The sequence below is a fragment of the Pseudochrobactrum sp. sp1633 genome, assembly GCF_030376605.1.
Taxonomy (GTDB): Bacteria; Pseudomonadota; Alphaproteobacteria; order Rhizobiales; family Rhizobiaceae; genus Pseudochrobactrum.
In genome coordinates, this window is sequence record NZ_JARRAE010000002.1 from 52,189 (window position 1) to 71,315 (window position 19,127).

The 19,127-nt window shown below is 51.0% G+C and carries 18 protein-coding genes; 12 read left to right on the plus strand and 6 right to left on the minus strand.

Annotated features, from left to right (window positions below; genetic code table 11):
* Window positions 1–177: 177 nt before the first annotated feature.
* Window positions 178–909 (plus strand): Bax inhibitor-1/YccA family protein, encoded by a 732-nt coding sequence (locus tag P8H26_RS02440; protein WP_289631270.1) that lies wholly within the window; start codon window positions 178–180, stop codon window positions 907–909.
* 68 nt (window positions 910–977) lie between these two features.
* Here P8H26_RS02440 and P8H26_RS02445 read toward each other — a convergent pair whose 3' ends face one another.
* Entirely contained in the window at window positions 978–3,644 is a 2,667-nt protein-coding gene (locus P8H26_RS02445; RefSeq protein WP_289631271.1) for an autotransporter outer membrane beta-barrel domain-containing protein, read from the minus strand.
* Between the two features lie 178 nt (window positions 3,645–3,822).
* A complete protein-coding gene (acnA, locus tag P8H26_RS02450; protein ID WP_289631272.1) occupies window positions 3,823–6,513 on the minus strand; it encodes an aconitate hydratase AcnA in 2,691 nt (896 codons plus the stop codon).
* Window positions 6,514–6,859: 346 nt separating this feature from the next.
* Between acnA and ccmA the strand changes: the two genes are divergently transcribed.
* The 5 genes from ccmA to P8H26_RS02475 all read left to right on the plus strand — a co-directional run bounded on the left by ccmA (window position 6,860) and on the right by P8H26_RS02475 (window position 9,857).
* Window positions 6,860–7,519 (plus strand): heme ABC exporter ATP-binding protein CcmA, encoded by a 660-nt coding sequence (gene ccmA, locus P8H26_RS02455; RefSeq protein WP_289631530.1) that lies wholly within the window; start codon window positions 6,860–6,862, stop codon window positions 7,517–7,519.
* Window positions 7,516–8,181, plus strand: a complete 666-nt coding sequence (ccmB, locus tag P8H26_RS02460; protein ID WP_289631273.1) for a heme exporter protein CcmB — start codon at window positions 7,516–7,518, stop codon at window positions 8,179–8,181. The genes ccmA and ccmB overlap by 4 nt, the downstream gene beginning before the upstream one ends.
* 81 nt (window positions 8,182–8,262) lie before the next feature.
* Window positions 8,263–9,081 carry a heme ABC transporter permease gene (locus P8H26_RS02465; protein ID WP_289631274.1) on the plus strand — a complete coding sequence of 273 codons (819 nt, stop codon included), beginning with the start codon at window positions 8,263–8,265 and terminating at the stop codon, window positions 9,079–9,081.
* Window positions 9,078–9,236: a heme exporter protein CcmD gene (ccmD, locus tag P8H26_RS02470; protein WP_289631275.1), complete on the plus strand. Its 159-nt coding sequence runs from the start codon at window positions 9,078–9,080 to the stop codon at window positions 9,234–9,236. Before P8H26_RS02465 ends, ccmD begins: the two co-directional genes overlap by 4 nt.
* A gap of 3 nt (window positions 9,237–9,239) precedes the next feature.
* Window positions 9,240–9,857, plus strand: a complete 618-nt coding sequence (locus tag P8H26_RS02475) for a DsbE family thiol:disulfide interchange protein (RefSeq protein WP_289631276.1) — start codon at window positions 9,240–9,242, stop codon at window positions 9,855–9,857.
* Between the two features lie 50 nt (window positions 9,858–9,907).
* Here P8H26_RS02475 and P8H26_RS02480 read toward each other — a convergent pair whose 3' ends face one another.
* On the minus strand, window positions 9,908–10,261 hold the full coding sequence (locus P8H26_RS02480; protein WP_289631277.1) for a MerR family transcriptional regulator: 354 nt from the start codon (window positions 10,259–10,261) through the stop codon (window positions 9,908–9,910).
* Window positions 10,262–10,340: 79 nt separating this feature from the next.
* On the opposite strand from P8H26_RS02480, the gene P8H26_RS02485 reads away from it, so the two are divergent.
* Window positions 10,341–11,156 carry an aminotransferase class IV family protein gene (locus tag P8H26_RS02485; protein WP_289631278.1) on the plus strand — a complete coding sequence of 272 codons (816 nt, stop codon included), beginning with the start codon at window positions 10,341–10,343 and terminating at the stop codon, window positions 11,154–11,156.
* Between the two features lie 83 nt (window positions 11,157–11,239).
* Here the strand turns inward: P8H26_RS02485 and ilvD are convergent, their stop codons facing one another.
* The 3 genes from ilvD to P8H26_RS02500 all read right to left on the minus strand — a co-directional run bounded on the left by ilvD (window position 11,240) and on the right by P8H26_RS02500 (window position 14,079).
* The gene (gene ilvD / locus P8H26_RS02490) at window positions 11,240–13,084 is read right to left on the minus strand and encodes a dihydroxy-acid dehydratase (RefSeq protein ID WP_289631279.1); all 1,845 of its coding nucleotides are present in this window, start codon (window positions 13,082–13,084) and stop codon (window positions 11,240–11,242) included.
* A 234-nt stretch (window positions 13,085–13,318) separates the two neighbouring features.
* Window positions 13,319–13,555: an Lrp/AsnC ligand binding domain-containing protein gene (locus tag P8H26_RS02495; protein WP_289631280.1), complete on the minus strand. Its 237-nt coding sequence runs from the start codon at window positions 13,553–13,555 to the stop codon at window positions 13,319–13,321.
* 134 nt (window positions 13,556–13,689) lie between these two features.
* Complete coding sequence (locus P8H26_RS02500) at window positions 13,690–14,079, minus strand: MliC family protein (RefSeq protein WP_289631281.1); 390 nt, start codon at window positions 14,077–14,079, stop codon at window positions 13,690–13,692.
* Between the two features lie 296 nt (window positions 14,080–14,375).
* Here P8H26_RS02500 and P8H26_RS02505 point away from each other — a divergent pair, with 296 nt between their 5' ends.
* The 5 genes from P8H26_RS02505 to P8H26_RS02525 all read left to right on the plus strand — a co-directional run bounded on the left by P8H26_RS02505 (window position 14,376) and on the right by P8H26_RS02525 (window position 18,902).
* Window positions 14,376–14,720 (plus strand): hypothetical protein, encoded by a 345-nt coding sequence (locus P8H26_RS02505; protein WP_289631282.1) that lies wholly within the window; start codon window positions 14,376–14,378, stop codon window positions 14,718–14,720.
* Window positions 14,721–14,905: 185 nt separating this feature from the next.
* On the plus strand, window positions 14,906–15,934 hold the full coding sequence (locus P8H26_RS02510; RefSeq protein ID WP_374708204.1) for a sulfate ABC transporter substrate-binding protein: 1,029 nt from the start codon (window positions 14,906–14,908) through the stop codon (window positions 15,932–15,934).
* Window positions 15,935–15,958: 24 nt separating this feature from the next.
* Window positions 15,959–16,882 carry a sulfate ABC transporter permease subunit CysT gene (gene cysT / locus P8H26_RS02515; RefSeq protein WP_289631283.1) on the plus strand — a complete coding sequence of 308 codons (924 nt, stop codon included), beginning with the start codon at window positions 15,959–15,961 and terminating at the stop codon, window positions 16,880–16,882.
* 25 nt (window positions 16,883–16,907) lie between these two features.
* Window positions 16,908–17,747 (plus strand): sulfate ABC transporter permease subunit CysW, encoded by an 840-nt coding sequence (gene cysW / locus P8H26_RS02520; RefSeq protein ID WP_289631532.1) that lies wholly within the window; start codon window positions 16,908–16,910, stop codon window positions 17,745–17,747.
* Between the two features lie 114 nt (window positions 17,748–17,861).
* A complete protein-coding gene (locus P8H26_RS02525) occupies window positions 17,862–18,902 on the plus strand; it encodes a sulfate/molybdate ABC transporter ATP-binding protein (RefSeq protein WP_289631284.1) in 1,041 nt (346 codons plus the stop codon).
* Window positions 18,903–19,127: the final 225 nt, after the last annotated feature.

The window sequence follows — 19,127 nt, forward strand, 5'->3', positions numbered from 1 at the left end:
AAGAGAAAACAGACACCTAAAAGATTCAAAAAATACGGCTTTTTGCTGATATAAGTTTGTTTGGTCTTGTTTTGGACAGTATAAATAACCATTATATCAGGCAGGCATGCTGGGGTTCCGCCAGCGGCGCCTGGGGAGCGCCCCCGACACCGGACGGAACAAGGCAAGAGGAATATTATGGTAGATTTTCGTAATGTACAGGCGCAGAGCCCGGTCGGGGCGCGCGCAGACGCAGCCATCGATCAGGGACTGCGCTCATACATGCTTGGCGTTTATAATATGATGGCGATTGGTCTGGCCGTAACCGGTCTGGCCGCACTCGGCACCTCATATCTCGCCATGAACAATCCGGCCTTCGCACAACTTATGTATGGCAGCCCGCTGAAATGGGTCATTATGCTTGCCCCGTTAGCTGCCGTATTTTTCTTAAGCTTCCGCATTGAGCGTATGAGCGTTGCAACCGCACAGCTGACATTCTGGGTTTATGCCGGTCTTGTTGGTCTGTCGCTGTCTTCGATTTTCCTCGTTTTTACCGGCGAGAGCATCGTGCGCACGTTCTTCATTACCGCGGCCTCTTTTGGTGCCCTGTCGCTCTACGGCTACACCACCAAACGTGACCTGTCGGCAATGGGCTCGTTCCTGATGATGGGTCTTTTCGGCCTTATCATTGCTTCCGTGGTTAACATCTTCCTCGGCTCTTCTGCGCTGCAGTTTGCAGTTTCGGTTCTTGGTGTTCTGATCTTTGCCGGTCTGACCGCCTATGACACACAGCAGATTAAGGAAATGTATTACGAAGGTGATGCATCGGATGCGATGGGGCGTAAGATTGTAATGGGCGCTCTGCGTCTTTACCTCGACTTCATCAACATGTTCATGTTCCTGCTCAACTTCCTGGGCAATCGTGAATAGTGCTGAAGACATTCGGTTTTTGAAATCAGAAAGGGCAGCCGCGAGGCTGCCCTTTTTCTTTGTTTGTTTTACCAGCGTATCTTAAATCCGAGATTGCCGGAGAGGCTGTAATTGTCACTGATATTTTTCGTGGCACCGCTGGTTTCAACTGTCCCGAAGACGGCATATTGGCCGTCATTCCAGCTATAGGTGGAGCCCAGTGTCAGCTGGAGCTGTGTACGCTCATCCCCGCCGGTATAAAAAGGTGTGCCGGATACGAGGGTGAGATCGGAATTGCCGGTGAAGTTTTGCTGCACACCGACCATGCCGTAAAGATCCAGCTTTCTGGTGAAGCCGGCACTGTCCTGCCATGCATTTTCATAATTCGCCGCCAGCGCCAGACGCCCGAGTATATCATTTTCGTTGGAGTGATGAACTCTGGCATTATAAAAATCCGTATAATCTTTCAGGTTCAGGCCTGAATAGGTTATTTGCGCTTGCGGTGTGAAAGACCAGAAATCATTATATTGTATGCGCTTTCCGATCTCTATACCGAGACCGTAGCCGGTGTTGTTATGATCTGAGACATGATTTTTTCTGGTCAGATCAGAGTAAAGATCGGTTTTGTACCAGCTGAACTGCCCTTGTGTATCAATATACAGACCGTTATCGCCGTACCATGTCAAAGCGCCGCCAAAACCATAGGCCTGCGTGTTAATATCACCCGTACCATATCGGGATGATGTTTTGCTTTTAGCGTCAAGATAATGCACCCAGCCGCTACCGATCAGGCGTCCGTTTTCAGTTTCACGCAGCTGGCTGTCCAATCCTGCCTGCACCAGCCAGTAATTTTGGCGGGTTTTACTGGCAATGGTTGAAGACTGCGCGCCAATGCGATCCTGCCCTGCCTCTGTTCGAGCCCAAAACAATCCGGTATCCGTCAGCACTGTACCTGCTTCAGGTGGCTGATAGCCGCGTCCGGGTCCGTCACCTTGGGCAATATGATAGGCACCGGCTCCGCTCCAGTAACGGTTGCCCGCACGGGTATAGAGTGATGACATCAATGTTTGGTTGAGGCTTTTCATGTTCTCAACATTAGCATTATAGAGCGGAACGCCCGGCTGATAGCGAGGATCAGGATTTGGTCCCGGTGGCAAAGGAGGCCCTGGAGGGTTTGGCGGGCCGGGAGGGTTAGGAGGTCCCGGAGGATTTGGTGGCCCAGGAGGATTAGGGGGACCTGGAGGATTTGGAGGTCCCGGAGGGGTGGTTTGGGTGCTTCTCAGATACCAGTTACCATCATCCGTAGCTGGTAGTCCTTTTTCCAGTGTATAGGCATAAGCACCGGCGATAATGGCATCTTTTTCATCTGTTGTGGTGTAGTCGGGGTTGCCAAGTAGGAATGTGGCGTCGGATTGACCGCTTACTTTAACAACCTGAATGCCATTGACAGTGGGTGCGCCAGTTCCATTTTTGTTGCGGATTATCATGGCCGAAGAGCCTAATGTGAGACCTGTAATATCAAGCATGTCGGTGGCGGAGTTATCATCACTCAAGCTGACGTCAATAATAATCTTACTATTTTCATTGCCCACATAATTTCCATTTATTGTCATTTTATAGAAATTTGAATCATCGCCTGGAGATAATGTTGCAGAGTTAGAGATGTTATTGATGCTGACAAACCCGGATAAAACGGATGAATCTCGCAAGTATATTTTATTTTCTATGCTTATTGGATTGTTGATTGACCCTGAATGTATAACAGAATCGTTGAAGGCGTAAATTTCTCCATTTCCTGTAATGTTGTTTTTTAAATTAAATATTCCATCCGTATTAAAAAAATTTATTATTGCAGTTCCAGCGCCTGTTTCTATTGATTTTGCAATAATCTGACCGCCTTTTTGAGTATTGCTGCCAATATTAAGTGTTCCTTTAGATCCTGCATTTTGGGCGATTATAATTTTATTTTCGGCTTGCAGGATTGCGCTGTTCAATAGGGTAATTGTAGCGTCACCAGCTTCACCTAAAATAATATTATCTTTTGAAAGTAATTTGCTATTGGTGTCAGATAATGTTGCCTCTAAATCGGAGTTCTGAAATTTTGCTAAAGTCAAACTTTCAGTAAAAATCTGAGCGCCTTCAAAAATATGTAGATTCGTAAAACCTTTATTTGCGAAAGTTGTATGGCCAAGGGTTGCTTTTGTGTCTGAATCTTTTGCAATAATTTGCAATGAGGATGCATAAGCTTCGCCCGTTAAGAAGATGGAGTTGGTGTTGGTTTGAATTAACTTTGAGCCAGATTGTAGTACAATTTTAGTTGGGCCGGGATTGATCCCATGATTTAAATTTCCGCTAATTGAAAGTTTTCCATTACTGGAAATGCTGATTGTATTTCCAGTTTCTGCTTTCTCAAGTAGAACAAAATCTATTACATTTAGTGTTCCGCCATCAATATTTAAGATAGGAGAGTCTGTACTTTTTGTTGCGCCAAAACTCAACTGATTTATTGTAGTATTGCTTCCTGTTGTAATCGATGGGGCGAAAATAGCCGATTTGCTAAATATTGCCCTGTCGGCTACCCCCGGTATGCCATTGACTTCGGCTCCATTGCCTTTCGCCCAATTGCGTGTATCAAACCAGTTCGTGTTAACTGTTCCGTCCCAAATATATTCTCCTGCATATAATTTATTCACTGGGGAATATAATATCGTTGTAGATAAAATTAATGCGTAATATTTATTTGATGTAAGAACCATGATTATCTCCTTGGTTCTTAATTGATATGTTTAATATTTATTCATATCAGCTGTTATATTTGACAAGATTTAGCGTCGAATGATAATTTAACACTTATAAATCTGCACTGTGTCTTTTATAGCAAAACGCCGCTGAATTTCTTCAGCGGCGTTTTCATTTGTAATATGCGTTGAGCTATCAGGCTTTGGCCAAATCACGCAGAACTGTCTGCAGAATGCCGCCGTTCTTCATGTAGTCCAGCTCATCCAGCGTATCGATACGGCAGATTAATGGTACCTGTTTCACAGTGCCGTCACCATAGGTGATGGTTGCATTGGTCTTCTGGCGTGGACGAATGTCTGCCAGACCTTCAATGGTAACCACTTCATCGCCCTTCAGGCCGAGGGACTGCCAGCTTGTGCCGTCTTCAAACACAAATGGTACAATGCCCATGCCCACGAGGTTGGAACGGTGAATACGCTCAAACGACTGTGAGATCACAGCTTTAACGCCGAGCAGATTGGTACCCTTAGCAGCCCAGTCTCGGGACGAGCCGTTACCATATTCAACACCGGCAAACACAACCAGCGGAACGCCCTCAGCCTTATACTGCATTGCTGCATCATAGATCGAGGTTTCTTCCTTGCTTGGGTAATGAATGGTGTAACCGCCTTCACGACCATTCTCACCCAGCATGTGGTTGCGGATACGGATATTGGCAAAAGTACCGCGCATCATCACTTCGTGGTTACCACGACGTGTACCGTACTGGTTGAAGTCTGCAACAGCCACGCCGTTATCAAGCAGATATTTACCGGCAGGGGACTGTGCCTTGATCGAACCGGCTGGCGAAATGTGGTCAGTGGTGATCTTGTCGCCGAACAGGCCGAGCACGCGAGCGCCCTTAATGTCGGAGATTTCACCAGCTGATTTGCCCATGCCTACGAAATATGGCGGGTTCTGCACATAGGTCGAGTTATCGTCCCATGCATAGGTCTGACCGGCTGGCACCTGAACGGCTTGCCAGTTTTCATCACCCTTGAACACGTCGGCATATTTTTCCGAGAAGATCTTGCGGGTAACGTTCTTGGCAATGAATTCCTGAATTTCAGCCGATGAAGGCCAGATATCGCGTAAGTATACAGGATTGCCGTCTTTGTCTTCGCCAAGTGGTTCTGTGGTCAGATCCTTGGTGACAGTACCGGCCAGAGCGTGAGCAACAACCAGTGGCGGGGAAGCCAGATAGTTGGCCTGAACATCAGGCGATACGCGACCTTCAAAGTTACGATTACCGGAAAGAACCGCAGCACCGATCAGACCTTTTTCATTGATGGTCTTGGAGATCGGAGCAGGCAGGGGACCGGAGTTGCCGATACAGGTGGTGCAGCCGAAGCCGACCAGGTTGAAGCCCAGCGCGTCGAGATCGCTCTGCAGACCGGCGGATTCAAGATAGGCCGCCACAACCTGAGAGCCAGGTGCCAGCGATGTCTTAACCCAAGGCTTGGTTTTCAGGCCTTTGGCAACCGCATTGCGGGCAAGAAGACCGGCAGCAATCAGCACGCTCGGGTTCGAGGTGTTGGTGCAGGAAGTGATCGCAGCGATCACTACATCGCCGTGGCCGAGGTCGAAATCTTCGCCTTCAACAGCATAACGTGCGGTCTGACCGGTTGTCTTCTTATATTCGTTTTCCAGAGAGGTCGCAAAACCGGAGGCAATGCCTTCCAGCGGAATGCGGCCTTCAGGGCGCTTAGGACCAGCCATGGATGGCACAACGTCAGCCATATCCAGCTCAAGAATGTCGGTGAAGACAGGATCAGTGCTGTCCGCTTCACGCCACATGCCCTGTGCACGGGAATAGGCTTCAACCAGAGCAATGCGATGTTCATCGCGGCCGGTTGTGTTCATGTAGTTGAGGGTTTCTTTGTCGATTGGGAAGAAACCACAGGTCGCGCCGTATTCAGGGCCCATATTGGCAATGGTTGCGCGGTCTGCAAGGGTCATATTGTCGAGACCCGGACCGAAGAACTCAACGAATTTACCGACAACGCCTTTTTTACGCAGCATCTGGGTAACGGTGAGCACGAGGTCAGTCGCGGTTACGCCTTCTTTGACCTTACCGGTCAGGCGGAAGCCGATAACTTCCGGCAGCAGCATGGAAACCGGCTGGCCGAGCATCGAAGCTTCCGCTTCAATACCACCAACACCCCAGCCAAGAACGCCAAGACCGTTGACCATCGTGGTATGGCTGTCGGTACCAACGCAAGTATCAGGATAAGCGGTGGTTACGCCGTCTTCTTCCTTGGTCCAGACGCCCTGCGCCAGATATTCAAGGTTAACCTGATGGCAGATACCTGTGCCCGGAGGAACAACGCGGAAGTTCTGGAATGCCTGCTGGCCCCATTTCAGGAAGCGGTAACGCTCGGCATTGCGCTGATATTCGAGATCAACGTTGTTTTTGAAAGCCTGCGGATTGCCGAATTCGTCAACGATCACCGAGTGGTCGATCACGAGGTCAACAGGAACCAGCGGGTTGATCTGTTCGGCATTGCCGCCGAGTGCCACCATAGCATCGCGCATGGCTGCAAGATCAACAACAGCAGGAACGCCGGTAAAGTCCTGCATCAAAACGCGGGCAGGGCGATAGGCGATTTCCGCGCCGGCCTGACCACGGTCTGCAAGCCACTTGGCGACATTTTCGATGTCCGCTTTTTTGACGCTGCGGTCATCTTCAAAGCGCAGAAGGTTTTCAAGCAGAACCTTCATCGAGAAAGGGAGTTTGGATACACCTTCAAGACCGTTCTTTTCAGCTTCGGTCAGGCTGTAATAAACATAGTCTTTGCCGTCGACGGTAAGCGTCTTACGGCATTTGAAACTATCGATGTGAGACACGATGTTCGTCCTTCATGCTTACTGGCCGGAAAACCAGGACGAACGCCTCTGCTGCGTTTCAAGGACGCGCTTAGGTGCGGGTGCAGTCATTTCCGCTGTCCGTCCCGAGGCCTGTGCTTAACAAGGAACTTGTTTAACAAACATCAGGCTTTAGAGATCGGCCAAAAATGGTTTCCACGCCGACCGCTGGCATGGTAGCTGCTATATAGTCAGTTTTTTAAAACTGTTCCAGACTCTTAAAGCGTAAAATTATGCTGTTGCGTCGAAATGTTGCGGCTTGTTTATCCGTCGTTCCTGATAGGGAAAACCGGACAATTTGATGAATATTCGTGTGATCGGAGGCCATATGCGGCTCGTTGCGGAAAATCTGAGTGGGGAGCGGGGCGATAATCTCCTGTTCAACTCTCTGTGCGCAAGTCTGCAAAATGGTCAGGCGTTGATTATTACAGGGCCGAATGGTGCAGGAAAATCAACGCTGCTGCGAATCATCGCCGGTCTTTTGCCCGCCGCTGAGGGGGCGGTCTGGTTGGAGGCGGATGGTGTGCAGGAGCCGGTGATGGCACACAGCCATTATTTGAGTACGCTCAATGCGATGAAGCCGGCGCTGAGTGTTTATGAAAATTTGAAATTCTGGCAGGATTTTCATGGAAGCCCTTTGCACGACATTGATGAGGCTTTGGAAACAGTCGGCCTCTTCAATATTGATCATCTGCCTTATGGCTATCTCTCAACAGGGCAGAAGCGCCGCGTAACCATTGCCACGCTGCTCTGCTCGCACCGGCCTTTATGGCTGCTGGATGAGCCGACCTCGGGGCTGGACACCCATGCGCAAACGATGTTTGCCGGTGTGATGCGTACCCATTTGGCTGCGGGTGGTATGATTGTTGCTGTCACCCATATTGCGCTCGGTCTTGAACAGGCGGGTTCTGATGCGGTGCAGCATTTGCGGCTAGAAGATTACCAGCTTGGCGATCATAGCGCTGAAACGCAGGGCTGGCTGCTATGAAAGCTTTGTTCTGGCGTGATCTGCGCATTGCCATTCGCGCAGGCGGCGGTGCCTTAACCGGCATCCTGTTTTATCTGGCGGTAGCCGCTGTTGTGCCTTTCGCCGTGGGGCCTGACCTCAAACTGCTGGCGCGCATTGGCCCGGCAATGTTGTGGCTCGGCGCGCTGCTGGCAGTGCTGCTCGGCCTTGACCGGCTGTTTCAGGCGGATCGTGAGGACGGTTCGCTGGATGTGATGATCATGGCGCGCGAACGCCATTTCCTGACGCTGACAGTCATTGTGAAATGTCTGGCGCATTGGGTGGCAACGGTTCTGCCGCTGGTGATTGCCGCGCCGTTTCTGGGGCTGATTATGAATATGGAGCCGCTGGCAATCGGCGCTACCACGCTCACCTTGCTGATCGGTACGCCTGCGGTTATTTTTATCGGCGCGTTAGGGGCGGCGCTGGCCGTTTCTATGCCGCGCGGCGGATTGCTTGTTTCGGTGATGATCCTGCCGCTGACCATTCCGGTGCTGATTTTTGGTGTTTCGGCATCTTATGGCGCGGTGACAGAAAACGCAGCATTCATTTCACCACTGCTGATGTTGTCGGCGAATACGCTGATTGCTGCGATTATCGGGCCATTGGCCGCAGGTTACGCGTTGAAAATCTCAACGGATTAAATCGACATCCTGAAGATTGTTTCATAGTTTTCAGGATGTATTCTAAGAATGGCTTAAGCTTGCAAACATATCCGGGTTCCTATGACTGAACGACCAACTCATAAAGCTGCACCACAAGCTGCATCGCGCCGCTTTCAGGCGCTGCTTGATCTGGCAAATCCGACAAGATTCCTGAGCCTGAGCAGTAAAATCCTGCCCTGGCTGTCAGGATTGACCGTGCTGTTGCTGTTGATCGGCCTTTATATGGTGTGGTTTGCACCGGAAGATTATCAGCAGGGACTGACCGTTAAAATCATGTTCATCCACGTACCTTTCGCGTGGCTGTCAATGATGTGCTATACAGTGATGGCTCTTGCAGCGCTCGGCACACTGGTCTGGCGGCATCCGCTGGCCGATGTTTCGGCCAAGGCTGCGGCACCGCTGGGGGCAATGTTTACCGCATTGGCGCTGATCACCGGTTCGCTGTGGGGCAAGCCGATGTGGGGCACATGGTGGGTATGGGATGCACGCCTGACCTCGGTTTTCATTCTGTTTCTGATGTATCTCGGTATTATTGCACTGACCCGCGCGCTGGATGATCAGGCGAAGGCAGCCCGTGCTGCTGCCGTGCTGACGCTGGTTGGCTTCATCAATATTCCGATCATCAAATTCTCGGTCGACTGGTGGAACACGCTGCATCAGCCGGCTTCCGTGCTGCGCATGGAAGGCCCCGCAATGCCGCCGAGCATGCTCTATCCACTGCTGGTGATGGCATTCGCTATGACGATGCTGTTTTTCACGCTGCATTTGATGGCAATGCGCAATGAGATTTTCGGCCGCCGTATCGCAGCGATGCGCAAGATTGCAGCACGCAGCGCCGAGCGTGAGAGCGCAAAAGCACGCACAGGAGCCACAGTATGACGCATCTGACTTATGTGCTTATTTCCTATGGCATTTCAGCCGCGGTGATTATTGCAATTGTTGCTTGGATCATGCTTGCGCAAAACAATTTGCGGGCAGAGCTTGCACGACTTGAAAAACAAGGCATTCGCCGCCGCTCACAAAAGGCAAACTGAAGCATGACCGATCCGGTTGAAACGACGGGTGGCACTGACCTGCCGCCGAAAAAGAAGCGCGTTCTGGTTGCGCTGCTGCCGCTGATCATTTTTGCAGCACTTGCCGGTATATTCACATGGCAGTTGCTGAGCGGAAAAAACATGCAGGAAATTCCGTCTGCGCTGATCGGACGGGATGCACCGCTGACCGACCTTCCGCAACTGGAAGGGCTGTTGCAGGCGAACGGAACGCAGACACCGGGGCTGAAAGGCTCTGATCTTAAAGGGCAGGTTACGCTGGTTAATATCTGGGCATCATGGTGCGTGCCGTGTCGCGATGAGCATCCGCAGATTATGAAGCTGGGGCAGGACGATCGTATTCGTGTGGTTGGTCTGAACTATAAAGATGCGCCGGAAAATGCACTGGAATTCCTGAGCAGCCTCGGCAATCCTTATGATGTTGTCGGCACAGACCGTTCCGGCCGCGCGGGTATTGAATGGGGCGTTTACGGCGTGCCGGAAACTTTCATTGTCAACCGTGAAGGCAAGATTGTTTATAAATTCGTCGGCCCTTTAAGTGACGAGAGCATGGCAAAACAATTCATGCCTGAGGTTGAGAAGGCTTTATCAGATAAGAGCTGATGTCTGAAGAGTGAGATTACACTGCACTTGGTATAAGTGCAGTGTATATTTTAATTGCTGTCGATTTCCTGTAAAAAGCTCTCCAGCATGTTCTTGCTTTTGGCTAGTTTGGCTGTCTTTTGGTTGACCAGATGAATCTGTTCATGCAGGGTTTTTCGCAGTTCATCGCAAGGCTCAAATACGGGTTTTTCTCCTCTTATACAGGGAAGAAATTGCCGGATAGTCGTTAGTGTCATGCCGGCAACGCCAAGCAGTTTGATCCGCTCCACAGTACGAACCGCATTACTATCATAATCCCGATAACCGCTCGTTGAGCGCTGAGGTGTCAGCAGCCCTTCGGCTTCATAATATCGAAGCATCCGTATAGTTACATTGGTTCGCTTTGATAGTTCTCCGATTTTCATTGAACATCCTTGACTCTGACAGTGCTGTCAGACTGTAAAGCATTTGCTCTTTCATGTGAAACCATTCAGGAGCAAAACAATGTCATCAAAAGCAGAACAATTTCAGACTCAGATTAATGGTCTTGCAGCAACAAAAGAAGAGCTGATTCCATTGGCTTTTTCTGGATTTGCTCATTTTACTGCGATGCAGGTACGCAACTGCAAAGTGAAAGGGTTCGATCTGCATCTGGCTCGCTTGCAAGCTGCATCGACTGCTTTTTATGGCAGAGCATTATCTGATGAAGTGCTGAAATCTTATGTTAAAGCCGCAATCAATGCCGGACCAGAGGATCAGTCACTTATTGTGACGGTATTTTCCCGTCATGGTGAGTTCACTGCACAGAGTATGGATGTCGAGCCTGCAGTGCTCGTGCGTTCAACATTGCCTTCTGATGGTCCGGCGGGGCCTCTGCGATTAAGCGCGGTGGTTCACGAAAGGCCGCTTGCAGCCATAAAACACGTCGGTGAGGCTGGAAAAACCTTCTATTTACATGAGGCTATCAGGCAAGGGTTTGACGATGCGGTTTTTGTCGACAGGCAGGGACGGCTGAGTGAGGCAACAATCTGGAATATTGTTTTTTGGGATGGTGAGACGGTTCTTTGGCCAATAGCTGAGATGTTGACGGGGACAATGATGGGCATCGTCCAGCGACAATTGGAGCGCCTTGGGGTTCCTCAACGTCATGAAGAAATAACCATTGCGCGGCTTTCTGAGATAAAAGGAGCGGCGGTTATGAATTCATGGACACCAGCAATACCGGTAAAAGCTATTGCATCGACCCTTATGCCCGAGGCAAAATCATTTATAAATTTGCTTCATAAAGCTTATGAGGCCGAACCGGCTTATTCGCTTTAGAACACCTTTGTGCGCCCAATGGGGTGCCTAGCGCTCTAATGTTGAAAAGGCCCCTGAGAGGGGCCTTTTCAGTATAGTTTGAATTATTCAGGTACGTGTCGCACAGCACCTTTAGCGGCGCTGGTGGCCATTGCTGCATAAGCACGCAGCGCGGTGGTGACTTTGCGCTTGCGCACTTCTGTCGGCTTCCATGCGGCAATGCCTTTGGCTTCCATCTCTGCGCTGCGTTTTGCCAGAACAGCATCATCAACAGCCAGATGGATTTTACGGTTCGGAATGTCGATCTCGATCAGATCGCCTTCTTCAACCAGACCGATCAGACCGCCTTCAGCGGCTTCAGGCGAAACGTGACCGATGGAGAGACCGGAAGAACCGCCGGAGAAACGACCGTCAGTAATCAATGCGCAAGCTTTGCCCAGACCTTTCGACTTCAGATAGCTGGTCGGATAGAGCATTTCCTGCATGCCGGGGCCGCCACGCGGGCCTTCATAGCGGATCAGAACAATATCGCCTTCTTTGATCTTGCCGTTAAGAATGCCGAGAACGGCCGTGTCCTGACTTTCAAAAATGCGCGCTGGGCCGGAGAAGGTCAGGATGCTGTCATCCACACCGGCAGTTTTAACGATGCAACCATCTTCCGCCAGATTGCCGTAAAGTACGGCCAGACCACCGTCCTGAGAGAAGGCATGTTCCTTGGTGCGGATAACGCCGTTTTCGCGGTCGCTGTCGGTGCTGTCAAAATAACGGTTCTGGCTGAACGCAACCTGTGTCGGTACGCCGCCCGGAGCCGCACGGAAGAACTCATGCACGCTCTCATCAGATGTGCGTTTGATATCCCATTTTTCCAGTGCGTTTTTCAGCGTGCCGGAATGGACTGAACCAACATCGGTTTTCAGCAGGCCTGCACGGTCAAGCTCACCGAGAATACCCATAATACCACCGGCGCGATGCACATCTTCCATATGCACATCGGCAATCGCAGGGGCAACCTTGCACAATACCGGCACTTTGCGGGACAAGCGGTCAATATCGGACATGGTGAAATCCATTTCCGCTTCATGAGCTGCCGCCAGCAGATGCAACACGGTATTGGTAGAGCCACCCATAGCGATGTCCAGCGTCATGGCATTTTCAAAGGCCTCAAAGCTGGCAATAGCGCGCGGCAGCACGCTTTCATCATTGCCTTCATAATGGCGCTTGCAGAGATCAACGATCAGACGGCCGGCTTCAAGAAACAGCTCTTTACGTGCCGCATGGGTGGCAAGGGTTGAGCCGTTGCCCGGCAGCGACAGACCAAGTGCTTCAGTCAGGCAGTTCATTGAATTGGCGGTGAACATACCGGAGCAGGAGCCGCAGGTCGGGCAGGCGGAACGCTCAATCGCGTCCACTTCTTCATCCGAATATTTGTCGTCAGCGGCGGCGACCATAGCGTCAACCAGATCGAGCTTCTTGACCTTGTCATTCCAGACAACTTTACCGGCTTCCATCGGACCGCCGGAAACAAACACAACCGGAATATTGAGGCGCAATGCGGCCATCAGCATACCGGGTGTGATCTTGTCACAGTTGGAAATGCACACCATCGCATCGGCGCAATGGGCATTGACCATATATTCAACGGAATCCGCGATGATTTCACGCGACGGCAGCGAATAGAGCATGCCGTCATGACCCATTGCGATACCGTCATCAACAGCAATGGTGTTGAATTCTTTGGCGACGCCGCCTGCTTTTTCAATTTCGCGGGCGACCATCTGGCCGAGATCTTTCAGATGCACATGACCCGGCACAAACTGGGTGAAGGAATTGACTACGGCGATAATCGGCTTGCCGAAATCACCGTCTTTCATGCCGGTTGCGCGCCACAGGCCGCGTGCGCCCGCCATGTTGCGGCCGTGGGTGGAAGTTCTTGAGCGATAGGCTGGCATGATCGTATTCCCTTATACATCGACAGCACTGCACCGGCGGTCTTTCCGGAAATTGCAGAAACGGCACTTTATCTTGTTGAATATGTCTTACAGTACCCGCGCGTACGGTGCAAAGCACAAATTGCCTCACATGAAAATTTCCTGATGATATGGAGACGGTGCGCAGAAATACAAAGGGCATTGCCGTGAAAAAACGGCAATGCCCTGCGTGTTGTTAAGGGAGCTGAACGCGGATCAGAAAGCTTTGAAAGTCAGCGTGGTCAGCGAGCGCACGATATACGGAATATTCAGCACATTATCGTTGATGAATTTGCCGATATCATCGCCTTCCTGAATATAGATTTTTGCCAGCAGGTCATATTCACCGCTGGTGGAATAAAGTTCTGAAGTGATTTCGCGCTCATAAAGCGCATTGGCGACTTCATAAGTTTTACCGGGACTGCACTGGATTTGCAGAAATACTGGTTTCATCTCACATCTTTCCTGTAAGAGAACGGATCATATACAGTTGATCAGCAGACAGATAAGGCTGCTATTTGCGGACACAAATAGCAGCCTGCGTGCTTGAAGGGTAGTGAAAAATCCGTCTCAGTCTTACTGCATGCTTACTGTGCGGCTTTATCCTTGTTCACACAATTGCTGAATAAGGTCTGCTCTTTGGCAGTGTGATCAGCCTCCAGAAATGTCAGCATGCCTTCATCGCCTTTTGTGTGCCAGCGATAGCTGTCCTGTTCATCCAGTGCGATATAGCGTGCGCCTGAGGCCGCAGGCCAGATGCGCATCGGCACCAGCTTGCCGTCAACAGAGAGCACGGCTGCTGATTCATCGTTCTTAAGGCCGTTGATATAAACCACATTCAGCTCAACATTGCGTTCGCACAGATAGGACACTTTGGTGAGCGCCTGCACATCAGTCTTATCCTGCGCTGTAGCGCTGCCCGCAAAGCCGGCGAGTAAAAGACCGGCAGTCAGAGGTGAGATGAGAGCTTTCAGCATCAGTTTATCCTTTTCAGTTATACCGCTATAGCAGGAGCCGGAATCTGACATGAAGAGATCAGAGTGTGTCTGATATCTCAATTGGGATTCTGGCTTTAATGTCCAATAAAAACCGTATCTGGCATAAATAAGTTAATTCATCTGAGTATTTGCGGATGCGGATACTGTTGTTCGGGAAGAGAAGGATATTTTAGCGCGTGGTACAGGCAGGTTTGATATTTCATAAGCTCTTCACCCGGCAAAGTGCGCGCTTCGCGCCATTTCTTGCAGTGGCTGTTCTCGCTGGTTGCGCCGGAGTGAATTATGTTCAGCAGAAATATCAGGGTCTGCCTTCCGTTGAGTTTGTCGGAAAAAGCGGCACAAATTATCGTATTGTCGATAATCAGCCCGAAAGTCGATTGCTGATCGGGCCGGGGCTGGCGGGCACAGCCACACAAAATTTTGTCAAAGGCTTTTCCACCGGCACGGGGCTTGGTGTTACGCCACCGGTCGTGTTTCGCGATGTTGCGGAAGAATATCTGAAATCCACCGGCAGACGATGTGAAACCCGCGATGTGACACTGGTTGTCGATCCTTATTATGAAGTGCGCTACAAGTGCGTTTTGCGCAGCCCCCGCATGAGTCCGGTGATTGGTTTGTGACCGGCACTGAACCGCTCTTTTAGAGAGCGCCTGCAGAGTTACCTTTGGCAAGCGCGAATTTTTATTTTATAATGTGGCGTCTTAAGAAAGATTATTTCTGTGGCGGCGGAGTATTGAGGTTCTTGTAGCATCCTTCTCTGTTGCGGCTCTGTTAGTTTGTTGTTGAACATGAAACGGAGGCCATAATGATATTGATGGGAAATAGCTTTTCTGCCTTTGCTGCGCTGGTGGTTGTATCAGCGGTTTCCATGCCGTTACAGGCTGTTGCTGATCAGGCATTGTTGAATGTTTCTTACGATCCGACACGGGAATTATATAAAGATTATAACGAGGCTTTTGCGAAACACTGGAAAGCTGAAAGTGGCGAAAGCGTAACATTGCGCGCGTCGCATGGTGGTTCAGGCGCACAGGCGCGATCCGTGATTGATGGTATTCCGGCAGATGTCGTGACGCTAGCACTCCAGAGCGATATTGATGCCAGTGTTGAAAAAACCGGCAAGATCAATGCAGACTGGCGGCAGAAATTCCCGAATAATTCTGCCCCTTACACCTCTACGATTGTGTTTCTGACCCGCAAGGGCAATCCCAAGGGCATTAAAGACTGGGGCGACCTGATCAAGGACGGTGTAGAGGTGATCACGCCGAACCCGAAAACCTCCGGTGGTGCACGCTGGAACTATCTGGCAGCATGGGGTTGGGCGCATAATGAATATGGCGGCGATGAAGCCAAAATCAAAACCTATATAACCGAGCTGTTCCGTCATGTGCCGGTGCTGGATACCGGGGCGCGGGGATCAACGACCAGCTTCGTACAGCGTCAGCTTGGCGATGTGCTGCTGGCCTGGGAAAATGAAGCCTATCTCTCGGTGGCGGAATTCGGGCCGGATGCTTTTGATATTGTGGTGCCGCCGCAGTCTATTCTTGCCGAACCGCCGGTAGCCGTTGTTGACAAGAATGTGGATGCCAAAGGCACACGCAAGCTGGCTGAAGCCTATCTGACGTATCTTTATTCCGCAGAGGGACAGACAATTGCAGCCAAGCATTTCTATCGCCCGTCAAAGCCGGAGCTGGTGCCTGAAGCTGAGCGCAGCTGGCTGAAAGAGGTTAAACTTCTCACCATTGATGATCCGATTTTCGGTGGTTGGGCAAAAGCACAACCGGCACATTTCGGTGACGGTGGTACATTCGATCAGATTTATAAACCGGCCAAGTAAAGCCCGTCATTAATGGTATCATCCATGACAGAGCAATTTGCGAAGACCGACAAAAAACGACCAGATCCTTTACCTGCCGGAGCAAATGCCGGCAGGAGAAAGCCGTCTTTCTTTGCGTCATGGCGCAAGCCGACGATCTTGCCGGGTTTCGGCCTGACGCTGGGTTTCAGTATCGCCTATCTCTCATTGCTGATCCTTATTCCGCTGATGGTGTTGATGCTTCATGCTGCCGGAGTAGGGCCTGCACGGTTCTGGCAGCTGGCGACAGATGCCAGACTTGTCAGCGCACTGCAGGTCAGTTTTTTCAGTGCCGTGCTGGCAGCGCTGATCAATGTGGTTTTTGGCGGCCTTGTTGCATGGGTTTTGGTGCGTTACCGCTTTCCGGGACGGCGGCTGGTCGATGCAATGGTGGATCTGCCGTTTGCCTTGCCCACAGCCGTTGCCGGTCTTGCGCTGACCACACTTTATGCGCCGAAAGGCTGGATCGGCGCATGGCTGATGCCGCTGGATATCCGTATTGCTTTTACGCAGGCCGGTATTGTGGTGGCGCTGGTTTTTATCGGCCTGCCATTTGTGGTGCGCACGATCCAGCCGGTGATTGAAGAGATCAGCCGCGAGCAGGAAGAAGCGGCGGCAACACTGGGTGCCAGCCGGTTTCAGACTGTGTTTCGTGTGCTGTTGCCGGGCTTGCAGCCCGCTATTCTGACCGGCTTTTCTCTGGCCTTTGCCCGCGCTGTCGGGGAATACGGCTCGGTGATTTTTATTGCGGGGAACAAGCCTTATTCAACGGAAATTGCACCTTTGCTGATTTTTGTGAAGCTGGAAGAGTTTGATTATTCAGCTGCGACAGTGCTGGCCACAGTGATGATGCTGATTTCATTTGTCATGTTGCTGGTGGTCAATCTGATTCAGACATGGACACGCAGGAGATATGGCTATGGCAGCTAGTGCCGGAAAACTCTTCTCCCGCCGGATGAAGCATCATCATGGACTGCATAACCGGTCTGCGGTGACAGAAACGCCTGCAATGCGCTGGTTTTTAACCGTCATTGCCTTGTTATTCATGGCTTTGTTCATTGTTTTGCCGCTGATCGTGATTTTTGCACAAGCCTTCAGCAAAGGCACCGGCGCTTATTGGGCAGCACTGGTTGATCCGGACGCGCAATCGGCTATCCGGCTGACTTTGCTGGTTGCGGCTATTGCTGTGCCGCTGAATATCGTGTTCGGGATTGCTGCTTCATGGGCAATTGCCAAATTTGAGTTTCGCGGAAAAACGTTCCTCATCACTTTGATAGACTTGCCGTTTTCGGTGTCACCGGTGATTTCAGGTCTGGTTTTTGTGCTGCTGTTCGGCGGTAACAGTGTGCTGGGTCCGTGGCTGCAATCTCATAATATTCAGATCCTGTTTGCGGTGCCGGGCATTGTACTGGCAACAGTTTTTGTGACGTTTCCTTTTGTCGCCCGTGAGCTGATCCCGCTAATGCAGGAGCAGGGCACGGGGGATGAAGAGGCGGCCTTGTCGCTGGGCGCGAGCGGCTGGAAGACATTCCTCTATGTGACTTTGCCCAATATCCGCTGGGGGCTGCTTTATGGTGTGCTGTTGTGTAATGCGCGCGCTATGGGTGAGTTTGGTGCGGTTGCCGTTGTGTCCGGTCGTATCCGCGGGCTGACGACGACGATGCCGCTGCATGTGGAAATGATGTATAGCGAAAATATCGTGGCAGCATTTGCCGTGGCATCCTTGCTGGCAGGGCTGGCACTGATAACACTGGTTTTTAAAACTGTACTGGAAATGCGATTTACGCATGATTAGAGCGCATCCCGAAAAGTGTGAAGCGGTTTTCGGAATAAGATGCGTTTTACGCATGACTGAATATAGATAGACTGTAATGCATTATAGGCATGAGGGTGCCTGAAAGGATTGAGAATGGAAGTACGCGTTGTTGAGGTGCGCAAGGAGTTTGAGCAGTTTCCGGCGCTGCACAACGTTTCGCTTGATATTCACTCAGGCGAGCTGATTGCTTTGCTCGGGCCTTCCGGTTCGGGCAAGACCACATTGCTGCGTCTGATTGCAGGGCTGGAAAGCCCGACAGAAGGCACAGTTTATTTCGGGGATGAGGATGCCTCCAATAAGACGGTGCAGGAGCGCAATGTTGGTTTCGTGTTCCAGCATTATGCTTTGTTCCGGCATATGACACTGGCGCAGAATGTCGGTTTTGGCCTGAAAGTGCGGCCCCATGCGACACGCCCGTCAAAGGCGGAAATTCACAAGCGTGCGGTTGATCTGCTTAATCTGGTGCAGCTGAACGGGCTTGAAAACCGCTATCCGGCACAGCTTTCCGGCGGTCAGCGCCAACGCGTGGCTTTGGCGCGCGCTATGGCGATTGAGCCGAATGTGCTGCTGCTGGACGAGCCTTTCGGAGCACTGGATGCGCAGGTGCGTAAAGAGCTGCGCAAATGGCTGCGTGAAATTCATGACAGCACCGGCCACACGACCGTCTTTGTGACCCACGATCAGGATGAGGCGCTGGAACTGGCTGACCGTGTGGTGGTGATGAGTCAGGGGCGTATTGAACAGGTGGGCACACCGGATGAGATTTACGACAATCCGAACTCGGCTTTTGTTTATGGTTTTATCGGGGAATCCAGCCGGTTGAATATTCGTGCGGAGCATGGCGAAATCTGGCTGGCAGACCGTTCGCTGGGGTTGAAAGCAGACCATGCTGACGGAGAGGCCGTTTTATATTTCCGCCCGCATGATGTGGAGCTTGTCGAGGGCTGCGGCGGCTGCATTGCCGGTGTGGTCACGGCGACACGGCGCGTGGGTGCCAAGCGACGCGTGGAGCTTGAAGTCGGCGGTAATCGTGAAACAGTAGAGATCGAAATTCCGGCAGAAAACGAACCGGTGATTGGCAGCCGTCTGGCTTTCAGACCGAAATACTGGCGGGTTTTTGCTTCTCAAAACTGAAAATGAAGTGCTGCAAAAATGATTCTGTGAGACGCCGGATATTCAGCCAGATATCCGGCGTTTGTTGTTAAAAGAGACCGCTTTCAAAATAATTTAATCCGTTTAAAGTGCGGTCAGGCAACTTTTCTCACCCTGTAACATTGTATCAATGTGCCCAACTTCTGATCTATTCAGGCTCTCTTGGTCTGAGAGGGCATGTTGCAAGGTGTCAGCCTATTGATTTTT

Bases quoted from the DNA above. Each gene is read 5' to 3' on its own strand.
- P8H26_RS02440 (WP_289631270.1), top strand. From the start codon at position 178: ATGGTAGATTTTCGTAATGTACAGGCGCAGAGCCCGGTCGGGGCGCGC.
- P8H26_RS02445 (WP_289631271.1), bottom strand. From the start codon at position 3,644: ATGGTTCTTACATCAAATAAATATTACGCATTAATTTTATCTACAACG.
- ccmA (WP_289631530.1), top strand. From the start codon at position 6,860: ATGCGGCTCGTTGCGGAAAATCTGAGTGGGGAGCGGGGCGATAATCTC.
- ccmB (WP_289631273.1), top strand. From the start codon at position 7,516: ATGAAAGCTTTGTTCTGGCGTGATCTGCGCATTGCCATTCGCGCAGGC.
- P8H26_RS02465 (WP_289631274.1), top strand. From the start codon at position 8,263: ATGACTGAACGACCAACTCATAAAGCTGCACCACAAGCTGCATCGCGC.
- ccmD (WP_289631275.1), top strand. From the start codon at position 9,078: ATGACGCATCTGACTTATGTGCTTATTTCCTATGGCATTTCAGCCGCG.
- P8H26_RS02475 (WP_289631276.1), top strand. From the start codon at position 9,240: ATGACCGATCCGGTTGAAACGACGGGTGGCACTGACCTGCCGCCGAAA.
- P8H26_RS02480 (WP_289631277.1), bottom strand. From the start codon at position 10,261: ATGAAAATCGGAGAACTATCAAAGCGAACCAATGTAACTATACGGATG.
- P8H26_RS02485 (WP_289631278.1), top strand. From the start codon at position 10,341: ATGTCATCAAAAGCAGAACAATTTCAGACTCAGATTAATGGTCTTGCA.
- ilvD (WP_289631279.1), bottom strand. From the start codon at position 13,084: ATGCCAGCCTATCGCTCAAGAACTTCCACCCACGGCCGCAACATGGCG.
- P8H26_RS02495 (WP_289631280.1), bottom strand. From the start codon at position 13,555: ATGAAACCAGTATTTCTGCAAATCCAGTGCAGTCCCGGTAAAACTTAT.
- P8H26_RS02500 (WP_289631281.1), bottom strand. From the start codon at position 14,079: ATGCTGAAAGCTCTCATCTCACCTCTGACTGCCGGTCTTTTACTCGCC.
- P8H26_RS02510 (WP_374708204.1), top strand. From the start codon at position 14,906: ATGATATTGATGGGAAATAGCTTTTCTGCCTTTGCTGCGCTGGTGGTT.
- cysT (WP_289631283.1), top strand. From the start codon at position 15,959: ATGACAGAGCAATTTGCGAAGACCGACAAAAAACGACCAGATCCTTTA.
- cysW (WP_289631532.1), top strand. From the start codon at position 16,908: ATGAAGCATCATCATGGACTGCATAACCGGTCTGCGGTGACAGAAACG.
- P8H26_RS02525 (WP_289631284.1), top strand. From the start codon at position 17,862: ATGGAAGTACGCGTTGTTGAGGTGCGCAAGGAGTTTGAGCAGTTTCCG.